This window comes from Aliivibrio fischeri ATCC 7744 = JCM 18803 = DSM 507, assembly GCF_023983475.1.
Lineage (GTDB): Bacteria > Pseudomonadota > Gammaproteobacteria > Enterobacterales > Vibrionaceae > Aliivibrio > Aliivibrio fischeri.
This window is the reverse complement of record NZ_CP092712.1, coordinates 2,468,353-2,483,600: the sequence shown is the minus strand read 5'-3', so window position 1 is coordinate 2,483,600 and position 15,248 is coordinate 2,468,353. Positions and strand designations below refer to the sequence as shown.

Below are 15,248 nucleotides of genomic sequence, written 5' to 3'. Positions count from 1 at the left end.
ATGGCTGAAAAGAAAAAAACACCAACAAAAGCTGCCCCTAAAAAAACGACAGCAAAGAAAAAAGCACCAGCGAAAAGAAAAACATCATCTAAGAAAAAAGCGCAATCGTCTCGTCCTTTTTGGAAGAGTCTGATGATTTTAGGCTTTAAATTAAGTTTGGTTGTTTTAGCTATTCTTGTTATCGCCGGTATTTATCTTGATACCGTAGTTAAGAAACGTTTTGATGGTCAATTATTTAGCTTACCAACGGTTGTTTATAGCCGAGTGTTAACGTTATCTCCTGGGCAAAATATCAGTTTAAAAACGGTTCAAAATGAGTTGGATTTACTTAAATATCAAAAAGTACGTCAACCTCAACGCCCTGGTGAATATTCATCATCATCAACAAAAATTGAATTAATTCGTCGTCCTTTTGAATTTCAACAAGGACCAGAACCAGATCGCCACGTCATGCTTTATTTTAATTCTGAAGGACTTCAGAAAATTGAAAATAGAAGCGTAATGAAGCAGATGGGTTTTTTACAAATAGAGCCTCAGTTCTTAGGTATGTTGGATGCTGATGATGATCAACAACGTTTATTCTTACGTAGAGAGCAGTTTCCTGAGGTAATGGTTGATGCCTTACTAGCGACCGAAGATCGTGATTTTTATCAGCATGATGGCGTTTCTCCTCTTGCTATAGCTCGAGCTATGGTAGTGAATGCTAAGGCAGGACGAACCGTGCAAGGTGGTAGTACGCTGACTCAACAATTGGCGAAAAACTTATTTCTTTCTCGTGAACGTACATTATGGCGAAAAGTTCGAGAAGCGTATCTTGCATTAATTTTAGATTATCGTTACAGCAAAGACCGTATTTTAGAAGCGTATTTAAATGAGGTGTATTTAGGGCAAACTGGTGGAGAGGCCATTCATGGTTTTGGCTTGGCTGCACAGGTGTATTTTGGACGACCTATAGAAGAGTTGCGTATTGATCAACTAGCAATGTTAGTTGGTATGGTGAAAGGCCCGTCTTATTACAATCCGATGCGTTTCCCTGAACGAGTGAAAGAGCGCCGAGATTTAGTTCTTCGATTAATGATGCAAGAAGAGATCTTGTCGCCGCATCAATATGAAATGGCAGCCAGCCGTCCACTAGATGTAAAAAAACGAGCAACTATAGCGACAAGACAGCCGGCTTATTTCCAGCAATTAAAATGGGAACTGAAAGAGAAAGCGGGTAAGGCATATCAGAAAGGGGAAGGGCTACGAGTATTCACTACTCTGGATCCTCTGTCTCAACAAAAAGCAGAGCGGGCTGTTGAGAGAACAGTACCTCAGTTAGAAAAAAGAGCAGGGAAAGGCTTGGAAGCTGCAATGGTGATTGTTGATCGCCAAAGTGGTGAAATTCGAGCAATGATTGGTGGTAGCCGAACTGGATTTGATGGATTTAACCGAGCGATTAATGCTAAACGACCAATTGGGTCATTAGTTAAACCTGCTATCTATTTGAGTGCATTAGAAACACCGGATAAGTTTTCATTAGCGACAACGTTAGATGATAAACCGATTGCATTAAAAGGAAGTAAAGGTACAACTTGGACGCCAAGAAACTTTGATCGTAAATTCAGAGGAGAGGTTCCTCTTTATTATGCTCTTTCTCGTTCTCTAAATGTACCGACAGTAAATCTCGGTTTAATGGTTGGTTTAAGCAAAGTAACTGACACTTTAGTTAAATTAGGGGTTGATGCAAATGAGATTAATCAAGTGCCATCAATGCTATTAGGATCCATCAACTTATCGCCATATCAAGTCGCTCAAATGTATCAAACGATTGGTAACGGTGGGAGAAAAGCCGCTTTAACAGCACTTAAGGCGGTTGTAGATAATGATGGAAATTTACTTTATGAAAACTTCCCTAAATCAGCCGCAGTAGTTCCTGAACAAGCAACGTGGTTAACTGTGTATGGAATGAAACGAACGGTGAGTGAAGGAACGGCTCGCTTCTTAAATAGTAAATATAGTTGGGCGGCTTTAGCTGGTAAAACGGGAACAAGTAATGATTCAAGAGACAGTTGGTATGCAGGTATTGATGGTCGTGAGGTTGCTATTACTTGGTTAGGTCGTGATGATAACAAACCAATGAAATTGACAGGTTCAAGTGGTGCGTTACGAGTTTATGCTGATTATCTAAGTATGCGCTCTCCTGAAGTGCTTCAATTACCGTGGCCAAATGAAGTGACAACCGCTGGATTTGATTTACAAAGCAATAAAACACTAGAACCAGATTGTTCAGGTCGAGTGAAGTTACCTATTTGGGATCAAAAAGGGCAGTATAAAGCTGAGTGTGAAAAGAATAAGCCTGCAGCTTGGTTAACTGATATTTTTGGTTTTTAACGGTTAACAAAGAGATCCTCTCTTAATTATCAAATCATGCTAGATAATTAAGAGAGGCATACAATTTTACTAATTATTGAATGAGAGTTTAAAGAGGATATATTGAATAAAGTCGATTATCTTTTGATGAAAATGTTATAAAATCGACCGTTGCGAGTATATTTTCACCAAACAATCCTTTTTTTGTAATTAGTTGTTGACCCTGAAACTAAAAAGCATTCTAATACACCTCGTTGCCCGGATAGCTCAGTCGGTAGAGCAGAGGATTGAAAATCCTCGTGTCGGTGGTTCGATTCCGCCTCCGGGCACCATATTAATTTGTTGGTGTCTAACATGATTAGCACGAGCAATGAAATTAAGTGTGCCGACTTAGCTCAGTAGGTAGAGCAACTGACTTGTAATCAGTAGGTCACCAGTTCGACTCCGGTAGTCGGCACCATCTCTTCTCTTTTGAGAATAAAAATCTGTTCCCTTTTAGTTCAGTCGGTAGAACGGCGGACTGTTAATCCGTATGTCGCTGGTTCAAGTCCAGCAAAGGGAGCCACTTTTTAAAGCCTTGTCAGAAATGACGAGGCTTTTTTTATATTTGAAATTTGTATTTCCTACTTCGTCTTGAATAAATTGGTACTATAAAAAAAGCATGCTGTAGTAGCATGCTTTCAAAGAGTGGCGATGGATTTTAAACTTAATGTTTAACTTGGAATTTATTTAACCAAGTCTCAAGGTCATCAGCAAGTTCTGTTAATGTTTGAGTGCTGTTTTGGCTATCAGCGACAACTTTCGCTAGTTGTTGACCACTTTCTTCAATGATATTCACTCGCTGTGTAATATCTTCACTAACGTATTTTTGCTCTTCAGATGCACTTGCTATCTGATGGCTCATGCTAGAGATAGTTTCAAGAGCCGTTACAATTTGTTGTAAAGCATCAGAAGCATTTTTAGATTCAGATACTGTGCTCTTACTCGTTTCAGCACATACTTCCATAGTAGAAATAGCATTATGTGAACCTTCTTGAAGGTTAGAAATCATTTGCTGAATTTCTTTAGTGCTGCCTTGAGTTCGGCCTGCAAGGTTACGAACTTCATCTGCAACAACAGCAAACCCACGTCCTTGCTCACCTGCTCGTGCTGCTTCAATTGCTGCGTTTAATGCTAATAAGTTTGTTTGTTCAGCAATATCACCAATTACATCTAGCACTTTAACAATACTATTTACTTCATTATCTAGCTCAGCTACGGCTGTACTTGCAGTACTTAATTGTTCAGCTAAACCTTCAATGTTTGATACGGTAGCATTAATTAACTCTTGTGTACGTACACTTTGTTTGTCTGCATTATCTGTATTGATAGCTGTTTGCTGTGCTGATTCTGCTACGTTGTTTGCAGAAGATGCCATTTCAGTTATAGCTGTAGCAATCATTTCTGTTGATTGGTGCTGATCTTCAGTTAGTTGACTTACGGTACCTGAACGAGAATGTACATCAGATAACTCGTCTTTCAATGCAATCATTGATTGGGTTAAATGCTCAACAAGTTCAGCTAAAGAAAGGTTCATTGTTTGAACTGCTTGATAAATACTACCTTCAGGAGCTTTAGTCTCAAATTGAGTGACGATTTGCCCAGCTGCAACTGTTTGAATTGCAGAGCGTACATCGTGAGGTTCGCCACCAAGCAGTGCAAGCATACGCTTAATTGCAATCATTAAAATACTAAGTATTAAGCTAGCAATGATAAAAGCCAATCCGAATTGCCATTGTGCTGTTGCCCAAAAGCGTTCATTTACTTCTGTTTCGCCAATACCAGTACCGACAATCCAATTCCATTTATGTGTTTTTTCAGCAATAGATAGCTTTTTATCAATACTGCCATCTGGCATTTTTAAGGACCAAGTATATTCAGCCATACCATTTGGATTTTGATTAATGGCATTTTCTAAAATTTGTCCTACGCTACGACCTTCACTATCTCTAAATTCATGAAAACTTGTGTCGTGTAGCTGAGGATCTAAAGGTGCAGCAAGAAAAGTTAAGTTTTCATCAGCAACATAAACGTATTCATTATCTTTATAAATGTTATTACGTAATATAGTAATAGTAAGTTCTTTTGCTTTTGCTTCTTCAATCTTTCCTTCTTCTACCATATTCTCCATATTGGTAATTAAGTTATAGGTAGTTTGAAAAATCTCAGTTACTCGAGATTTGTTATCTATTGTACTAGCAACTCGTAAAGTCCATAAGCCTGTTGCTGTCATTAATATAAGAGAACAAAAAATGATGGTAGCCAGAACGTAAGATTGGTTTTTTAGCTTCATGCCTTGTGATCCTTGATTATTAGTCTGATGTATATATATCGGCAGAATTATTCATAAGTTTAATAAATGCCACTTTGGAGTGGAATTTCCGCGCTTTATATAATAAGAAGGGAATAAATAACAAGAACAAGTTCACTATTTATTAAATATCATTGGTATTTATGATTGAGAGCCTAGATTTTAATCAGTTTTAGGATGTTTTAATAAGTTTTATGGCTTCATATTGAACGTTTTGTTTATATTCTATGCATTTGAATTGAATCTTAAATAAAATGCTTGCCAATATGAATTAGGTCTCTATAATGCGACCTCACTGACACGGAGGGCTTATCCAGTAAGGGTTTGCAATCAGGTTGGTCTAGATAGTTTTTTAAAATTGGTTTCAAATAAGTGCTTGACACTGAAGCTTAAATGAATAAAATGACTATCCTCTTCGAAAGAAAGCCTTAATGGCTTAAAAGTAGAAGAAAGCTCTTTAACAATTTAACCAAATCAATCTGTGTGGGCACTTGTGAATTGATAATCAAACCAGTTTGTTTTCATTTTTTTTAAATGAAAGTAAACGAGATATCAATGAACTGAGTGACTACACAAAATTACTTTTATGTAACAATCAGTATTAATCATTGAGTCGGTTTTGTTTCTGCTGAAACAAACTAAAAAACTTTAATTGAAGAGTTTGATCATGGCTCAGATTGAACGCTGGCGGCAGGCCTAACACATGCAAGTCGAGCGGAAACGACTTAACTGAACCTTCGGGGAACGTTAAGGGCGTCGAGCGGCGGACGGGTGAGTAATGCCTGGGAATATGCCTTAGTGTGGGGGATAACTATTGGAAACGATAGCTAATACCGCATAATGTCTTCGGACCAAAGAGGGGGACCTTCGGGCCTCTCGCGCTAAGATTAGCCCAGGTGAGATTAGCTAGTTGGTGAGGTAAGAGCTCACCAAGGCGACGATCTCTAGCTGGTCTGAGAGGATGATCAGCCACACTGGAACTGAGACACGGTCCAGACTCCTACGGGAGGCAGCAGTGGGGAATATTGCACAATGGGCGAAAGCCTGATGCAGCCATGCCGCGTGTATGAAGAAGGCCTTCGGGTTGTAAAGTACTTTCAGTAGGGAGGAAGGTGTTGTAGTTAATAGCTGCAGCATTTGACGTTACCTACAGAAGAAGCACCGGCTAACTCCGTGCCAGCAGCCGCGGTAATACGGAGGGTGCGAGCGTTAATCGGAATTACTGGGCGTAAAGCGCATGCAGGTGGTTCATTAAGTCAGATGTGAAAGCCCGGGGCTCAACCTCGGAACCGCATTTGAAACTGGTGAACTAGAGTGCTGTAGAGGGGGGTAGAATTTCAGGTGTAGCGGTGAAATGCGTAGAGATCTGAAGGAATACCAGTGGCGAAGGCGGCCCCCTGGACAGACACTGACACTCAGATGCGAAAGCGTGGGGAGCAAACAGGATTAGATACCCTGGTAGTCCACGCCGTAAACGATGTCTACTTGGAGGTTGTTCCCTTGAGGAGTGGCTTTCGGAGCTAACGCGTTAAGTAGACCGCCTGGGGAGTACGGTCGCAAGATTAAAACTCAAATGAATTGACGGGGGCCCGCACAAGCGGTGGAGCATGTGGTTTAATTCGATGCAACGCGAAGAACCTTACCTACTCTTGACATCCAGAGAATTCGCTAGAGATAGCTTAGTGCCTTCGGGAACTCTGAGACAGGTGCTGCATGGCTGTCGTCAGCTCGTGTTGTGAAATGTTGGGTTAAGTCCCGCAACGAGCGCAACCCTTATCCTTGTTTGCCAGCACGTAATGGTGGGAACTCCAGGGAGACTGCCGGTGATAAACCGGAGGAAGGTGGGGACGACGTCAAGTCATCATGGCCCTTACGAGTAGGGCTACACACGTGCTACAATGGCGCATACAGAGGGCTGCAAGCTAGCGATAGTGAGCGAATCCCAAAAAGTGCGTCGTAGTCCGGATTGGAGTCTGCAACTCGACTCCATGAAGTCGGAATCGCTAGTAATCGTAGATCAGAATGCTACGGTGAATACGTTCCCGGGCCTTGTACACACCGCCCGTCACACCATGGGAGTGGGCTGCAAAAGAAGTGGGTAGTTTAACCTTCGGGAGGACGCTCACCACTTTGTGGTTCATGACTGGGGTGAAGTCGTAACAAGGTAGCCCTAGGGGAACCTGGGGCTGGATCACCTCCTTAAACGATAGATTACGGTTTATGAGTGTTCACACAGATTGATTAGGTTAAAAGATTAAGAGACTTAATGTTGGGTCTGTAGCTCAGTTGGTTAGAGCGCACCCCTGATAAGGGTGAGGTCGGTGGTTCAAATCCACTCAGACCCACCAATACTTCTCCAGAAAGTATTGGATAACATTATATTTGGGGTTATAGCTCAGCTGGGAGAGCGCCTGCCTTGCACGCAGGAGGTCTGCGGTTCGATCCCGCATAGCTCCACCATCTTTAAGTATTCTCACTTGAGAGTCTTTAAAAATGGTTACACGCATAAGCGTGAAATCGCTCTTTAACAATTTGGAAAGCTGACTGATTCAAATAACTTACGAGTTATTTAAATCAAAATTTAAAAGTTCTTAATATCCTTTGTTTTACTCTGTAAAACGAAGAACAACACATTCAAGTGTTCTTGTATTTTGAATCCGGCGAAAAACCAGAACTCCCTATCTTTTATACAGAGATAGCGACGAGTTCAACCTTGGTTGCTGTTTTGTCTTCACTTTCAAAAAGTGAAAGCAAATGGTCCATACGAAACCTCTTGGGGTTGTATGGTTAAGTGACTAAGCGTACACGGTGGATGCCTTGGCAGTCAGAGGCGATGAAAGACGTATTAACTTGCGATAAGCCCAGATTAGGTAGTAAAAACCATTTGAGTCTGGGATTTCTGAATGGGGAAACCCACATGCATAAGCATGTATCGCTACGTGAATACATAGCGTAGCGAGGCGAACCGGGAGAACTGAAACATCTAAGTACCCCGAGGAAGAGAAATCAACCGAGATCCCGAAAGTAGCGGCGAGCGAAATTGGGTTAGCCCTTAAGCTTTTAATGAGACAGGTGAAGGCTCTGGAAAGTGCCGCGATACAGGGTGATAGCCCCGTAACCGACATCTCATCATCAGTGAAAACGAGTAAGGCGGGACACGTGATATCCTGTCTGAATATGGGGGGACCATCCTCCAAGGCTAAATACTACTGACTGACCGATAGTGAACCAGTACCGTGAGGGAAAGGCGAAAAGAACCCCTGTGAGGGGAGTGAAATAGAACCTGAAACCGTGTACGTACAAGCAGTAGGAGCACCCTCGTGGTGTGACTGCGTACCTTTTGTATAATGGGTCAGCGACTTATATTCAGTGGCAAGGTTAACCGTTTAGGGGAGCCGTAGGGAAACCGAGTCTTAACTGGGCGTTCAGTCTCTGGATATAGACCCGAAACCAGGTGATCTAGCCATGGGCAGGTTGAAGATTGAGTAACATCAATTGGAGGACCGAACCGACTAATGTTGAAAAATTAGCGGATGACTTGTGGCTAGGGGTGAAAGGCCAATCAAACCTGGAGATAGCTGGTTCTCCCCGAAATCTATTTAGGTAGAGCCTCGGACGAATACTACTGGGGGTAGAGCACTGTTAAGGCTAGGGGGTCATCCCGACTTACCAACCCTTTGCAAACTCCGAATACCAGTAAGTACTATCCGGGAGACACACGGCGGGTGCTAACGTCCGTCGTGGAGAGGGAAACAACCCAGACCGCCAGCTAAGGTCCCAAAGTTATAGTTAAGTGGGAAACGATGTGGGAAGGCTCAGACAGCCAGGATGTTGGCTTAGAAGCAGCCATCATTTAAAGAAAGCGTAATAGCTCACTGGTCGAGTCGGCCTGCGCGGAAGATGTAACGGGGCTAAACTATACACCGAAGCTGCGGCAATACAGTTTACTGTATTGGGTAGGGGAGCGTTCTGTAAGCGGTTGAAGGTGCGTTGTAAAGCGTGCTGGACGTATCAGAAGTGCGAATGCTGACATGAGTAACGATAAAGCGGGTGAAAAACCCGCTCGCCGGAAGACCAAGGGTTCCTGTCCAACGTTAATCGGGGCAGGGTAAGTCGACCCCTAAGGCGAGGCCGAAAGGCGTAGTCGATGGGAAACGGGTTAATATTCCCGTACTTCTTACAATTGCGATGGGGGGACGGAGAAGGCTAGGTGGGCTTGGCGACGGTCGTCCAAGTTCAAGTATGTAGGCTGTATTCTTAGGCAAATCCGGGAATACACTAGGCTGAGATACGATGTCGAGCTACTACGGTAGTGAAGCCATTGATGCCATGCTTCCAGGAAAAGCCTCTAAGCTTCAGATTGTAAGGAATCGTACCCCAAACCGACACAGGTGGTCGAGTAGAGAATACTAAGGCGCTTGAGAGAACTCGGGTGAAGGAACTAGGCAAAATGGTACCGTAACTTCGGGAGAAGGTACGCTCCTAGCGGTGATGAGACTTGCTCTCTAAGCTGCCGGGAGTCGCAGATACCAGGTGGCTGCAACTGTTTATTAAAAACATAGCACTGTGCTAAATCGTAAGATGACGTATACGGTGTGACGCCTGCCCGGTGCTTGAAGGTTAATTGATGGGGTTAGACTTCGGTCGAAGCTCTTGATCGAAGCCCAAGTAAACGGCGGCCGTAACTATAACGGTCCTAAGGTAGCGAAATTCCTTGTCGGGTAAGTTCCGACCTGCACGAATGGCGTAATGATGGCCACGCTGTCTCCACCCGAGACTCAGTGAAATTGAAATCGCTGTGAAGATGCAGTGTACCCGCGGCTAGACGGAAAGACCCCGTGAACCTTTACTACAGCTTGGCACTGAACATTGACCCTACATGTGTAGGATAGGTGGGAGCCTTTGAAGCAAGTACGCCAGTATTTGTGGAGGCAATCTTGAAATACCACCCTTGTATGCTTGATGTTCTAACGTTGGCCCCTTATCGGGGTTGCGGACAGTGCCTGGTGGGTAGTTTGACTGGGGCGGTCTCCTCCCAAAGAGTAACGGAGGAGCACGAAGGTGGGCTAATCACGGTTGGACATCGTGAGGTTAGTGCAATGGCATAAGCCCGCTTGACTGCGAGAATGACAATTCGAGCAGGTGCGAAAGCAGGTCATAGTGATCCGGTGGTTCTGAATGGAAGGGCCATCGCTCAACGGATAAAAGGTACTCCGGGGATAACAGGCTGATACCGCCCAAGAGTTCATATCGACGGCGGTGTTTGGCACCTCGATGTCGGCTCATCACATCCTGGGGCTGAAGTCGGTCCCAAGGGTATGGCTGTTCGCCATTTAAAGTGGTACGCGAGCTGGGTTTAGAACGTCGTGAGACAGTTCGGTCCCTATCTGCCGTGGGCGTTGGATGATTGAAGGGGGCTGCTCCTAGTACGAGAGGACCGGAGTGGACGAACCTCTGGTGTTCGGGTTGTCACGCCAGTGGCATTGCCCGGTAGCTAAGTTCGGAATCGATAAACGCTGAAAGCATCTAAGCGTGAAGCGAGCCCTGAGATGAGTCATCCCTGATACTTTAAGTATCCTAAAGGGTTGTTGGAGACTACGACGTAGATAGGTCAGGTGTGTAAGTGCTGCGAGGCATTGAGCTAACTGATACTAATTGCCCGTGAGGCTTAACCATACAACACCCAAGGGGTTTTGAACGGATTTAAAGTTGCAAGAAACGAATTGAATGTGATTAAGAACAGCTCTTTATATAGAGAAACAGCTTTCCAGATTATTATTTATCTCTTATTGAGGTAGATAGAAAGAATTTGCTTGGCGACCATAGCATTATGGACCCACCTGATCCCATGCCGAACTCAGAAGTGAAACGTAATAGCGCCGATGGTAGTGTGGGGTTTCCCCATGTGAGAGTAGGACATCGCCAGGCTTCCAATTTATTTTCACTTTTTTAAAAAGTGAAGACAAAAGTGTTATGAACACTTGTCAGCGACGACAAGTAGTCCACTGCGGAGTGGTAGTTCAGTTGGTTAGAATACCGGCCTGTCACGCCGGGGGTCGCGGGTTCGAGTCCCGTCCACTCCGCCACTTATTTAAAAAAGCCCTAATCGAAAGATTAGGGCTTTTTTACGTCTATAGAAACAGGAATAAGTGAAGTTGACACTGCGAAGCGGTAGTTTAGTTGGTTAGGCTTTTTATTGGAGAGCTTAGCGGCCTGTCACGCCGGGGGACGTGTCGCTTTCAAGGTCAATAGAAAGTCCCGTTAACGTAGCCACTTATTTGAAAAAGCCCTAATCGAAAGATTAGGGCTTTTTTACGTCTATAGAAACAGGAATAAGTGAAGTTGACACTGCGAAGTGGCAGTTCAGTTGGTTAGGCTTTTTATTGGAGAGCTTAGCGGCCTATCACGCCGGGAGACGTGTTGCTTTCAAGGTTGATAGAAAGTCCCGTTAACGAAGCCACTTATTTGAAGAAGTCCTAATCGAAAGATTAGGGCTTTTTTACATCTATAGAAACAGGATGAGTGAAGTTGAACACTGCGAAGTGGTAGCTCCGTTGGTTAGGCTTTTTATTGGAGAGCTTAGCGGCCTGTCACGCTGGGGGACGTGTCGCTTTCAAGGTCGATAGAAAGTCCCGTTAACGTAGCCACTTATTTTAAAAAGCCCTAATTGAAAGATTTAATGCCGATCGTTTAAGGGACTTGAACGATCCTTTGCAGCCTTCATAATCGGTCTTAAATTTATTTTAAGGCCGATTTTTTATGTCTGAGTTTTCTCGTGAATTACAATTAACTGCAGAATTTCACCTTCCTGAATCTATGGATTCATTTCGGAAAAATATTCCTATTGAGTGGATTTCAGAAGCCGTTAACCAAACTGGTCGCGCCGCTATCAGAAAGCGCAGATTTCCTGCTGAACAAGCTGTTTGGTTAGTGCTTGGAATTGGCTTAATGCGTAACCGCTCCATTAGCGATGTTTGTGATAAATTAGAATTAGCCTTCCCTGATGCTAAAGGGGAGCTCCCTCCCTTGGCCACAAGTAGTATCGTAAAAGCTAGACAGCGTATTGGTTATGAACCATTACGTTACCTATTTCATACCACTGCGAGTAAATGGGAGACAGAAGAATCGCCTGATTTAGTTTGTGGACTTAAACTCATGAGCGTTGACGGGACTCAATTTAAAACCCCTGAAACTAAGGATAACCAAAAGCTAGGCTACGCGACAGGTAAGGCTACATTTCCTTCAGTTCTTGCTGTTACCCTCATGTCTACACGCACCCACCTTATTTCAGATGCTGCTTTTGGACCAATAACCAATAGTGAAATATCTTATGCACAACAATTAGTTGGCTCCGCTCCAAATAATTCATTAACTCTTTTTGACCGTGGTTTTATGTCCGCTGAACTTTTTGAATCATGGCGTAATGCAGGAAAAAATACTCATTGGTTAACTCCAATAAAAAGTAAATTTAGGTACGACGTTTTAGAAGAGTTTTCAGACTACGATAAACTGATTAAAATGCCAGTTTCGCCTGATGCAAAACAGAAATATCCTCACCTCGGAGATAGCTGGCAAGCTCGTTTAGTTTTAATACCTGAGCCGAAAGGAGAGATCAAAGGGTTTATTACTTCATTAGAGTGTCCTGTGACTTATCCATTGAAAGATATTGTTGAAATTTACTGGGAACGATGGGAAATAGAACAAGGTTATGGTGAATTAAAACAAGGTCAACTTAACAATCAAGCAGTGCTTAGAAGCTTGAAAATAGAAGGAATATATCAAGAGTTATGGGGGATTTTGATTTCTTATAACCTCGTTCGTCTAGAAATGAAAAGAATGGCCGATTTTCATAAAATGGAACCATTAAGAATAAGCTTTATTAATGCGTTAAGGCTAATCCAAGATGAGTTCCTGTGGTGTTCAGGGCGAACACCAGGAACAGTGCCCAAGAAGCTGAAAAATCTACGAGAAAGCGGAAAGCGTCTAATCCTGCCAAAGAAAAGAAAGCGAAAACCATTTCCGCGACAAGTGCTTTATAAAGCACCGCGCTACCCTTATAAAAAAAGAGCCACTAGCTGTTAAGCGAGCGGCATTAAATTGAAAGATTAGGGCTTTTTTACGTTTGTAGAAAATTGAATGTGAAAATAGAGTTTGCTCATTGTCAGTTCTTGCTAGTTAAGCTTTTTATCTCTCTCATCATCCTGTATTCTTTTTATATCAATATTTCAAGGATGATATTATGCGCTTCAAGCCTCTCCTGTTTTCTTCTATTTTTTTATATCTATCTTCTTCTGTGGCATTCGCTGATGAAACTCGCCCTAAAATTGGGTTGGTGCTTGCTGGCGGTGGAGCAAAGGGTGCAGCACATATTGGGGTACTTAAAGCACTAGAAGAAATGAAAATCCCCATTGATTATATTACAGGTACCAGTATGGGGGCTTATATTGGGGGGTTATATGCATCAGGGTTAAGTGCGGATGAAATCGAAATCTTTATTGATACTATTGATTGGAATAGCGGATTTGTTGATAAAGTTGAACGAAGTGAAAGACAAATTAGAGATAAGGAATATGAAGACCGTTATCAAATAGGGACAGATATTGGCTTCTCATTCACAGAACTAAAAGCACCAAAAGGCTTTGTTCAGGGCCAAAATATGGCCAAAATCCTGAGAACAACCTCTGGAAATGTTCCTTATTTAGAGTCATTTGATGATCTTCCTATCCCATTCAGAGCTGTTGCTACTGATATAGAGAAGCTAGAGCCTGTGATATTAGATCATGGCAATTTAGCAGAAGCAATGATGGCAAGTATGTCAGTTCCTGGAGCGCTTCCACCTGTTGAATATGAAGGGCGTTTGTTGGTTGACGGCGGTAGTGTAAATAATATGCCTGTGGATATAGCAAGGGAGATGGGGGCAGATATTATTATCGCTGTAGATATAGGTTCTGATTACTTAGAGGCAAAAGATATCTCCAGTTATTTATCTGTAATGGGGCAATTAACAAATTACATTGTAAAAAATAGCACCCTTCAGCAAGAAAAACTATTAGGTGAAAACGATATATTACTTTCTCCCCATGTAGGGAAGATGGAAACTGCAGAGTTTAGTAAGATGCCTTTTGCGTATGGAAAAGGTTATGATATCGCTTATGAACAGCATTTAGAGTTAGATAAATTGGTATTACCTACCGCTGAATATCAAACTTATTTAAAAGAAAAAGAACAAAAAACCAGTCAGTTAAAACGTGGTGATAATCTTAAAATAGATCATGTAACGTTAAATAATAACAGTTCATACAGTGAACGTATGTTATTTGAATATCTTCAAATAGATGAGGGTAAAACTTATACTTCAGAACAATTAGAAGCTAAAGTTAGAGCGCTGTATACGATTGATAGGTTTGAAAGAATAGATTATTTTTATCAGACAGCCAATGATGGATCTACAGAACTCGTTGTTGATGTAAATGAAAAAAGTTGGGGACCAAATTATTTAGATTTTCGTTTTTCATTAGAAGATGACTTTTATAATCAAAGTAAATACTCGCTTGGTTTTTCTATCAATTTTACAGATATTAACATAATTGGTTTATCTGAAAACAGTTCTGAGTTAAGGACAAATTTTGAATTAGGTACAGATAAGTTGATGCAAGCAGAGCTATATACGCCTTTTCTTAGTAATCAATTATTGTTTTCTTCTTTAAAAGGGACTTATAGCGTTACTCAAACTCAATTTAGGCCAACTCCTACTCTTGATAATATAGATAACTACCTACCAACTGAATATAACGAACTTGAATTTGAAGCATCTCTAGGTATACAACCCGCGCTTTGGAGTGATTTTAGGATCGGGGGGAGATATACAACGGGTGATTTAGTTTTAAATATTATTCCAGATTATAATAGTGATTATGAGAGACAAGGAATATTTGCACAATATCGTTTAGATACGTTGGATAATTTTACTTTTCCGACTAAAGGTTTTTATTTATTTACTGAGTATTTATATAGCGAAGATACATTAGGCGAAATTAGTAGTAGCGATACGATTGATGATTCAGTTGTAGAGTTAACCGTTAATGGGCGATTTGCTTATACAATAAAGCGTCATACTTTAGTCGTGCACGGTGAGTATGGTGTTGTAGAAAATAAAAATGGAGGTATTCCTCTTGAGCCTAAATCTCTGGGGGGCTTTCTACATTTATCAGGAATATCAAAAGACAGTTTATCTGGTGAGAATTTAGCATTTGCAAGTTTAGTTTATCGTTATCGTTTAATGGACAATGATTTTGGATTATTCCAGTCGCCTATATATTTAGGTGGATCTCTTGAGCAAGGAAGTGTCTGGAATGATGAACATTTTAGTGATGCCCCTATGTATGCAGCAGGCTCTATTTTTGCAGGAATAGACTCACCAATAGGCCCTATTATTTTCGCTTATGGTCGCACAGAGCAAAATCATGAATCAGTATATTTAAGTATTGGTGCAACTTTATAATGTTTAAAAGTGCGCCATAAGTCGTATGTTGTTTGATGTGGTGAG

4 protein-coding genes, 6 tRNA genes and 3 rRNA genes are annotated in these 15,248 nt (G+C 42.0%); 12 read left to right on the top strand and 1 reads right to left on the bottom strand.

From position 1 onward, the window contains the following. From mrcB to AVFI_RS11355, 4 genes are all read left to right on the top strand, one after another. Entirely contained in the window at nucleotides 1-2,373 is a 2,373-nt protein-coding gene (gene mrcB, locus AVFI_RS11370; RefSeq protein WP_188863887.1) for a penicillin-binding protein 1B, read from the top strand. Between the two features lie 235 nt (nucleotides 2,374-2,608). Then, nucleotides 2,609-2,684, top strand: a tRNA-Phe gene (locus AVFI_RS11365). A 52-nt stretch (nucleotides 2,685-2,736) separates the two neighbouring features. Further along, nucleotides 2,737-2,812, top strand: a tRNA-Thr gene (locus tag AVFI_RS11360). Nucleotides 2,813-2,841: 29 nt separating this feature from the next. Then, nucleotides 2,842-2,917, top strand: a tRNA-Asn gene (locus AVFI_RS11355). A 141-nt stretch (nucleotides 2,918-3,058) separates the two neighbouring features. Here AVFI_RS11355 and AVFI_RS11350 read toward each other — a convergent pair. Next, nucleotides 3,059-4,684, bottom strand: coding sequence for a methyl-accepting chemotaxis protein (locus tag AVFI_RS11350; protein WP_005420844.1), 1,626 nt, complete (start codon nucleotides 4,682-4,684; stop codon nucleotides 3,059-3,061). Between the two features lie 667 nt (nucleotides 4,685-5,351). On the opposite strand from AVFI_RS11350, the gene AVFI_RS11345 reads away from it, so the two are divergent. The 8 genes from AVFI_RS11345 (at nucleotide 5,352) to AVFI_RS11310 (ending at nucleotide 15,203) form a co-directional block, all read left to right on the top strand. Next, nucleotides 5,352-6,904 (top strand): 16S ribosomal RNA (locus tag AVFI_RS11345). Between the two features lie 69 nt (nucleotides 6,905-6,973). Beyond that, a tRNA-Ile gene (locus AVFI_RS11340) sits at nucleotides 6,974-7,050 on the top strand. Nucleotides 7,051-7,086: 36 nt separating this feature from the next. Further along, a tRNA-Ala gene (locus tag AVFI_RS11335) sits at nucleotides 7,087-7,162 on the top strand. 325 nt (nucleotides 7,163-7,487) lie between these two features. After that, nucleotides 7,488-10,378: ribosomal RNA gene (locus tag AVFI_RS11330) — 23S ribosomal RNA — on the top strand. A gap of 136 nt (nucleotides 10,379-10,514) precedes the next feature. Next, a 5S ribosomal RNA gene (rrf, locus tag AVFI_RS11325) occupies nucleotides 10,515-10,630 on the top strand. Together the 16S, 23S and 5S rRNA genes with 3 tRNA genes alongside form the textbook arrangement of a ribosomal RNA operon. 81 nt (nucleotides 10,631-10,711) lie before the next feature. Next, a tRNA-Asp gene (locus AVFI_RS11320) sits at nucleotides 10,712-10,788 on the top strand. Nucleotides 10,789-11,461: 673 nt separating this feature from the next. After that, nucleotides 11,462-12,784 (top strand): IS4 family transposase, encoded by a 1,323-nt coding sequence (locus tag AVFI_RS11315; RefSeq protein WP_199414946.1) that lies wholly within the window; start codon nucleotides 11,462-11,464, stop codon nucleotides 12,782-12,784. A gap of 157 nt (nucleotides 12,785-12,941) precedes the next feature. Continuing rightward, the gene (locus AVFI_RS11310) at nucleotides 12,942-15,203 is read left to right on the top strand and encodes a patatin-like phospholipase family protein (protein ID WP_017019162.1); all 2,262 of its coding nucleotides are present in this window, start codon (nucleotides 12,942-12,944) and stop codon (nucleotides 15,201-15,203) included. Nucleotides 15,204-15,248: the final 45 nt, after the last annotated feature.

Coding starts and splice junctions, on each gene's coding strand:
- mrcB (WP_188863887.1), top strand. CDS start 1: ATGGCTGAAAAGAAAAAAACACCAACAAAAGCTGCCCCTAAAAAAACG.
- AVFI_RS11350 (WP_005420844.1), bottom strand. CDS start 4,684: ATGAAGCTAAAAAACCAATCTTACGTTCTGGCTACCATCATTTTTTGT.
- AVFI_RS11315 (WP_199414946.1), top strand. CDS start 11,462: ATGTCTGAGTTTTCTCGTGAATTACAATTAACTGCAGAATTTCACCTT.
- AVFI_RS11310 (WP_017019162.1), top strand. CDS start 12,942: ATGCGCTTCAAGCCTCTCCTGTTTTCTTCTATTTTTTTATATCTATCT.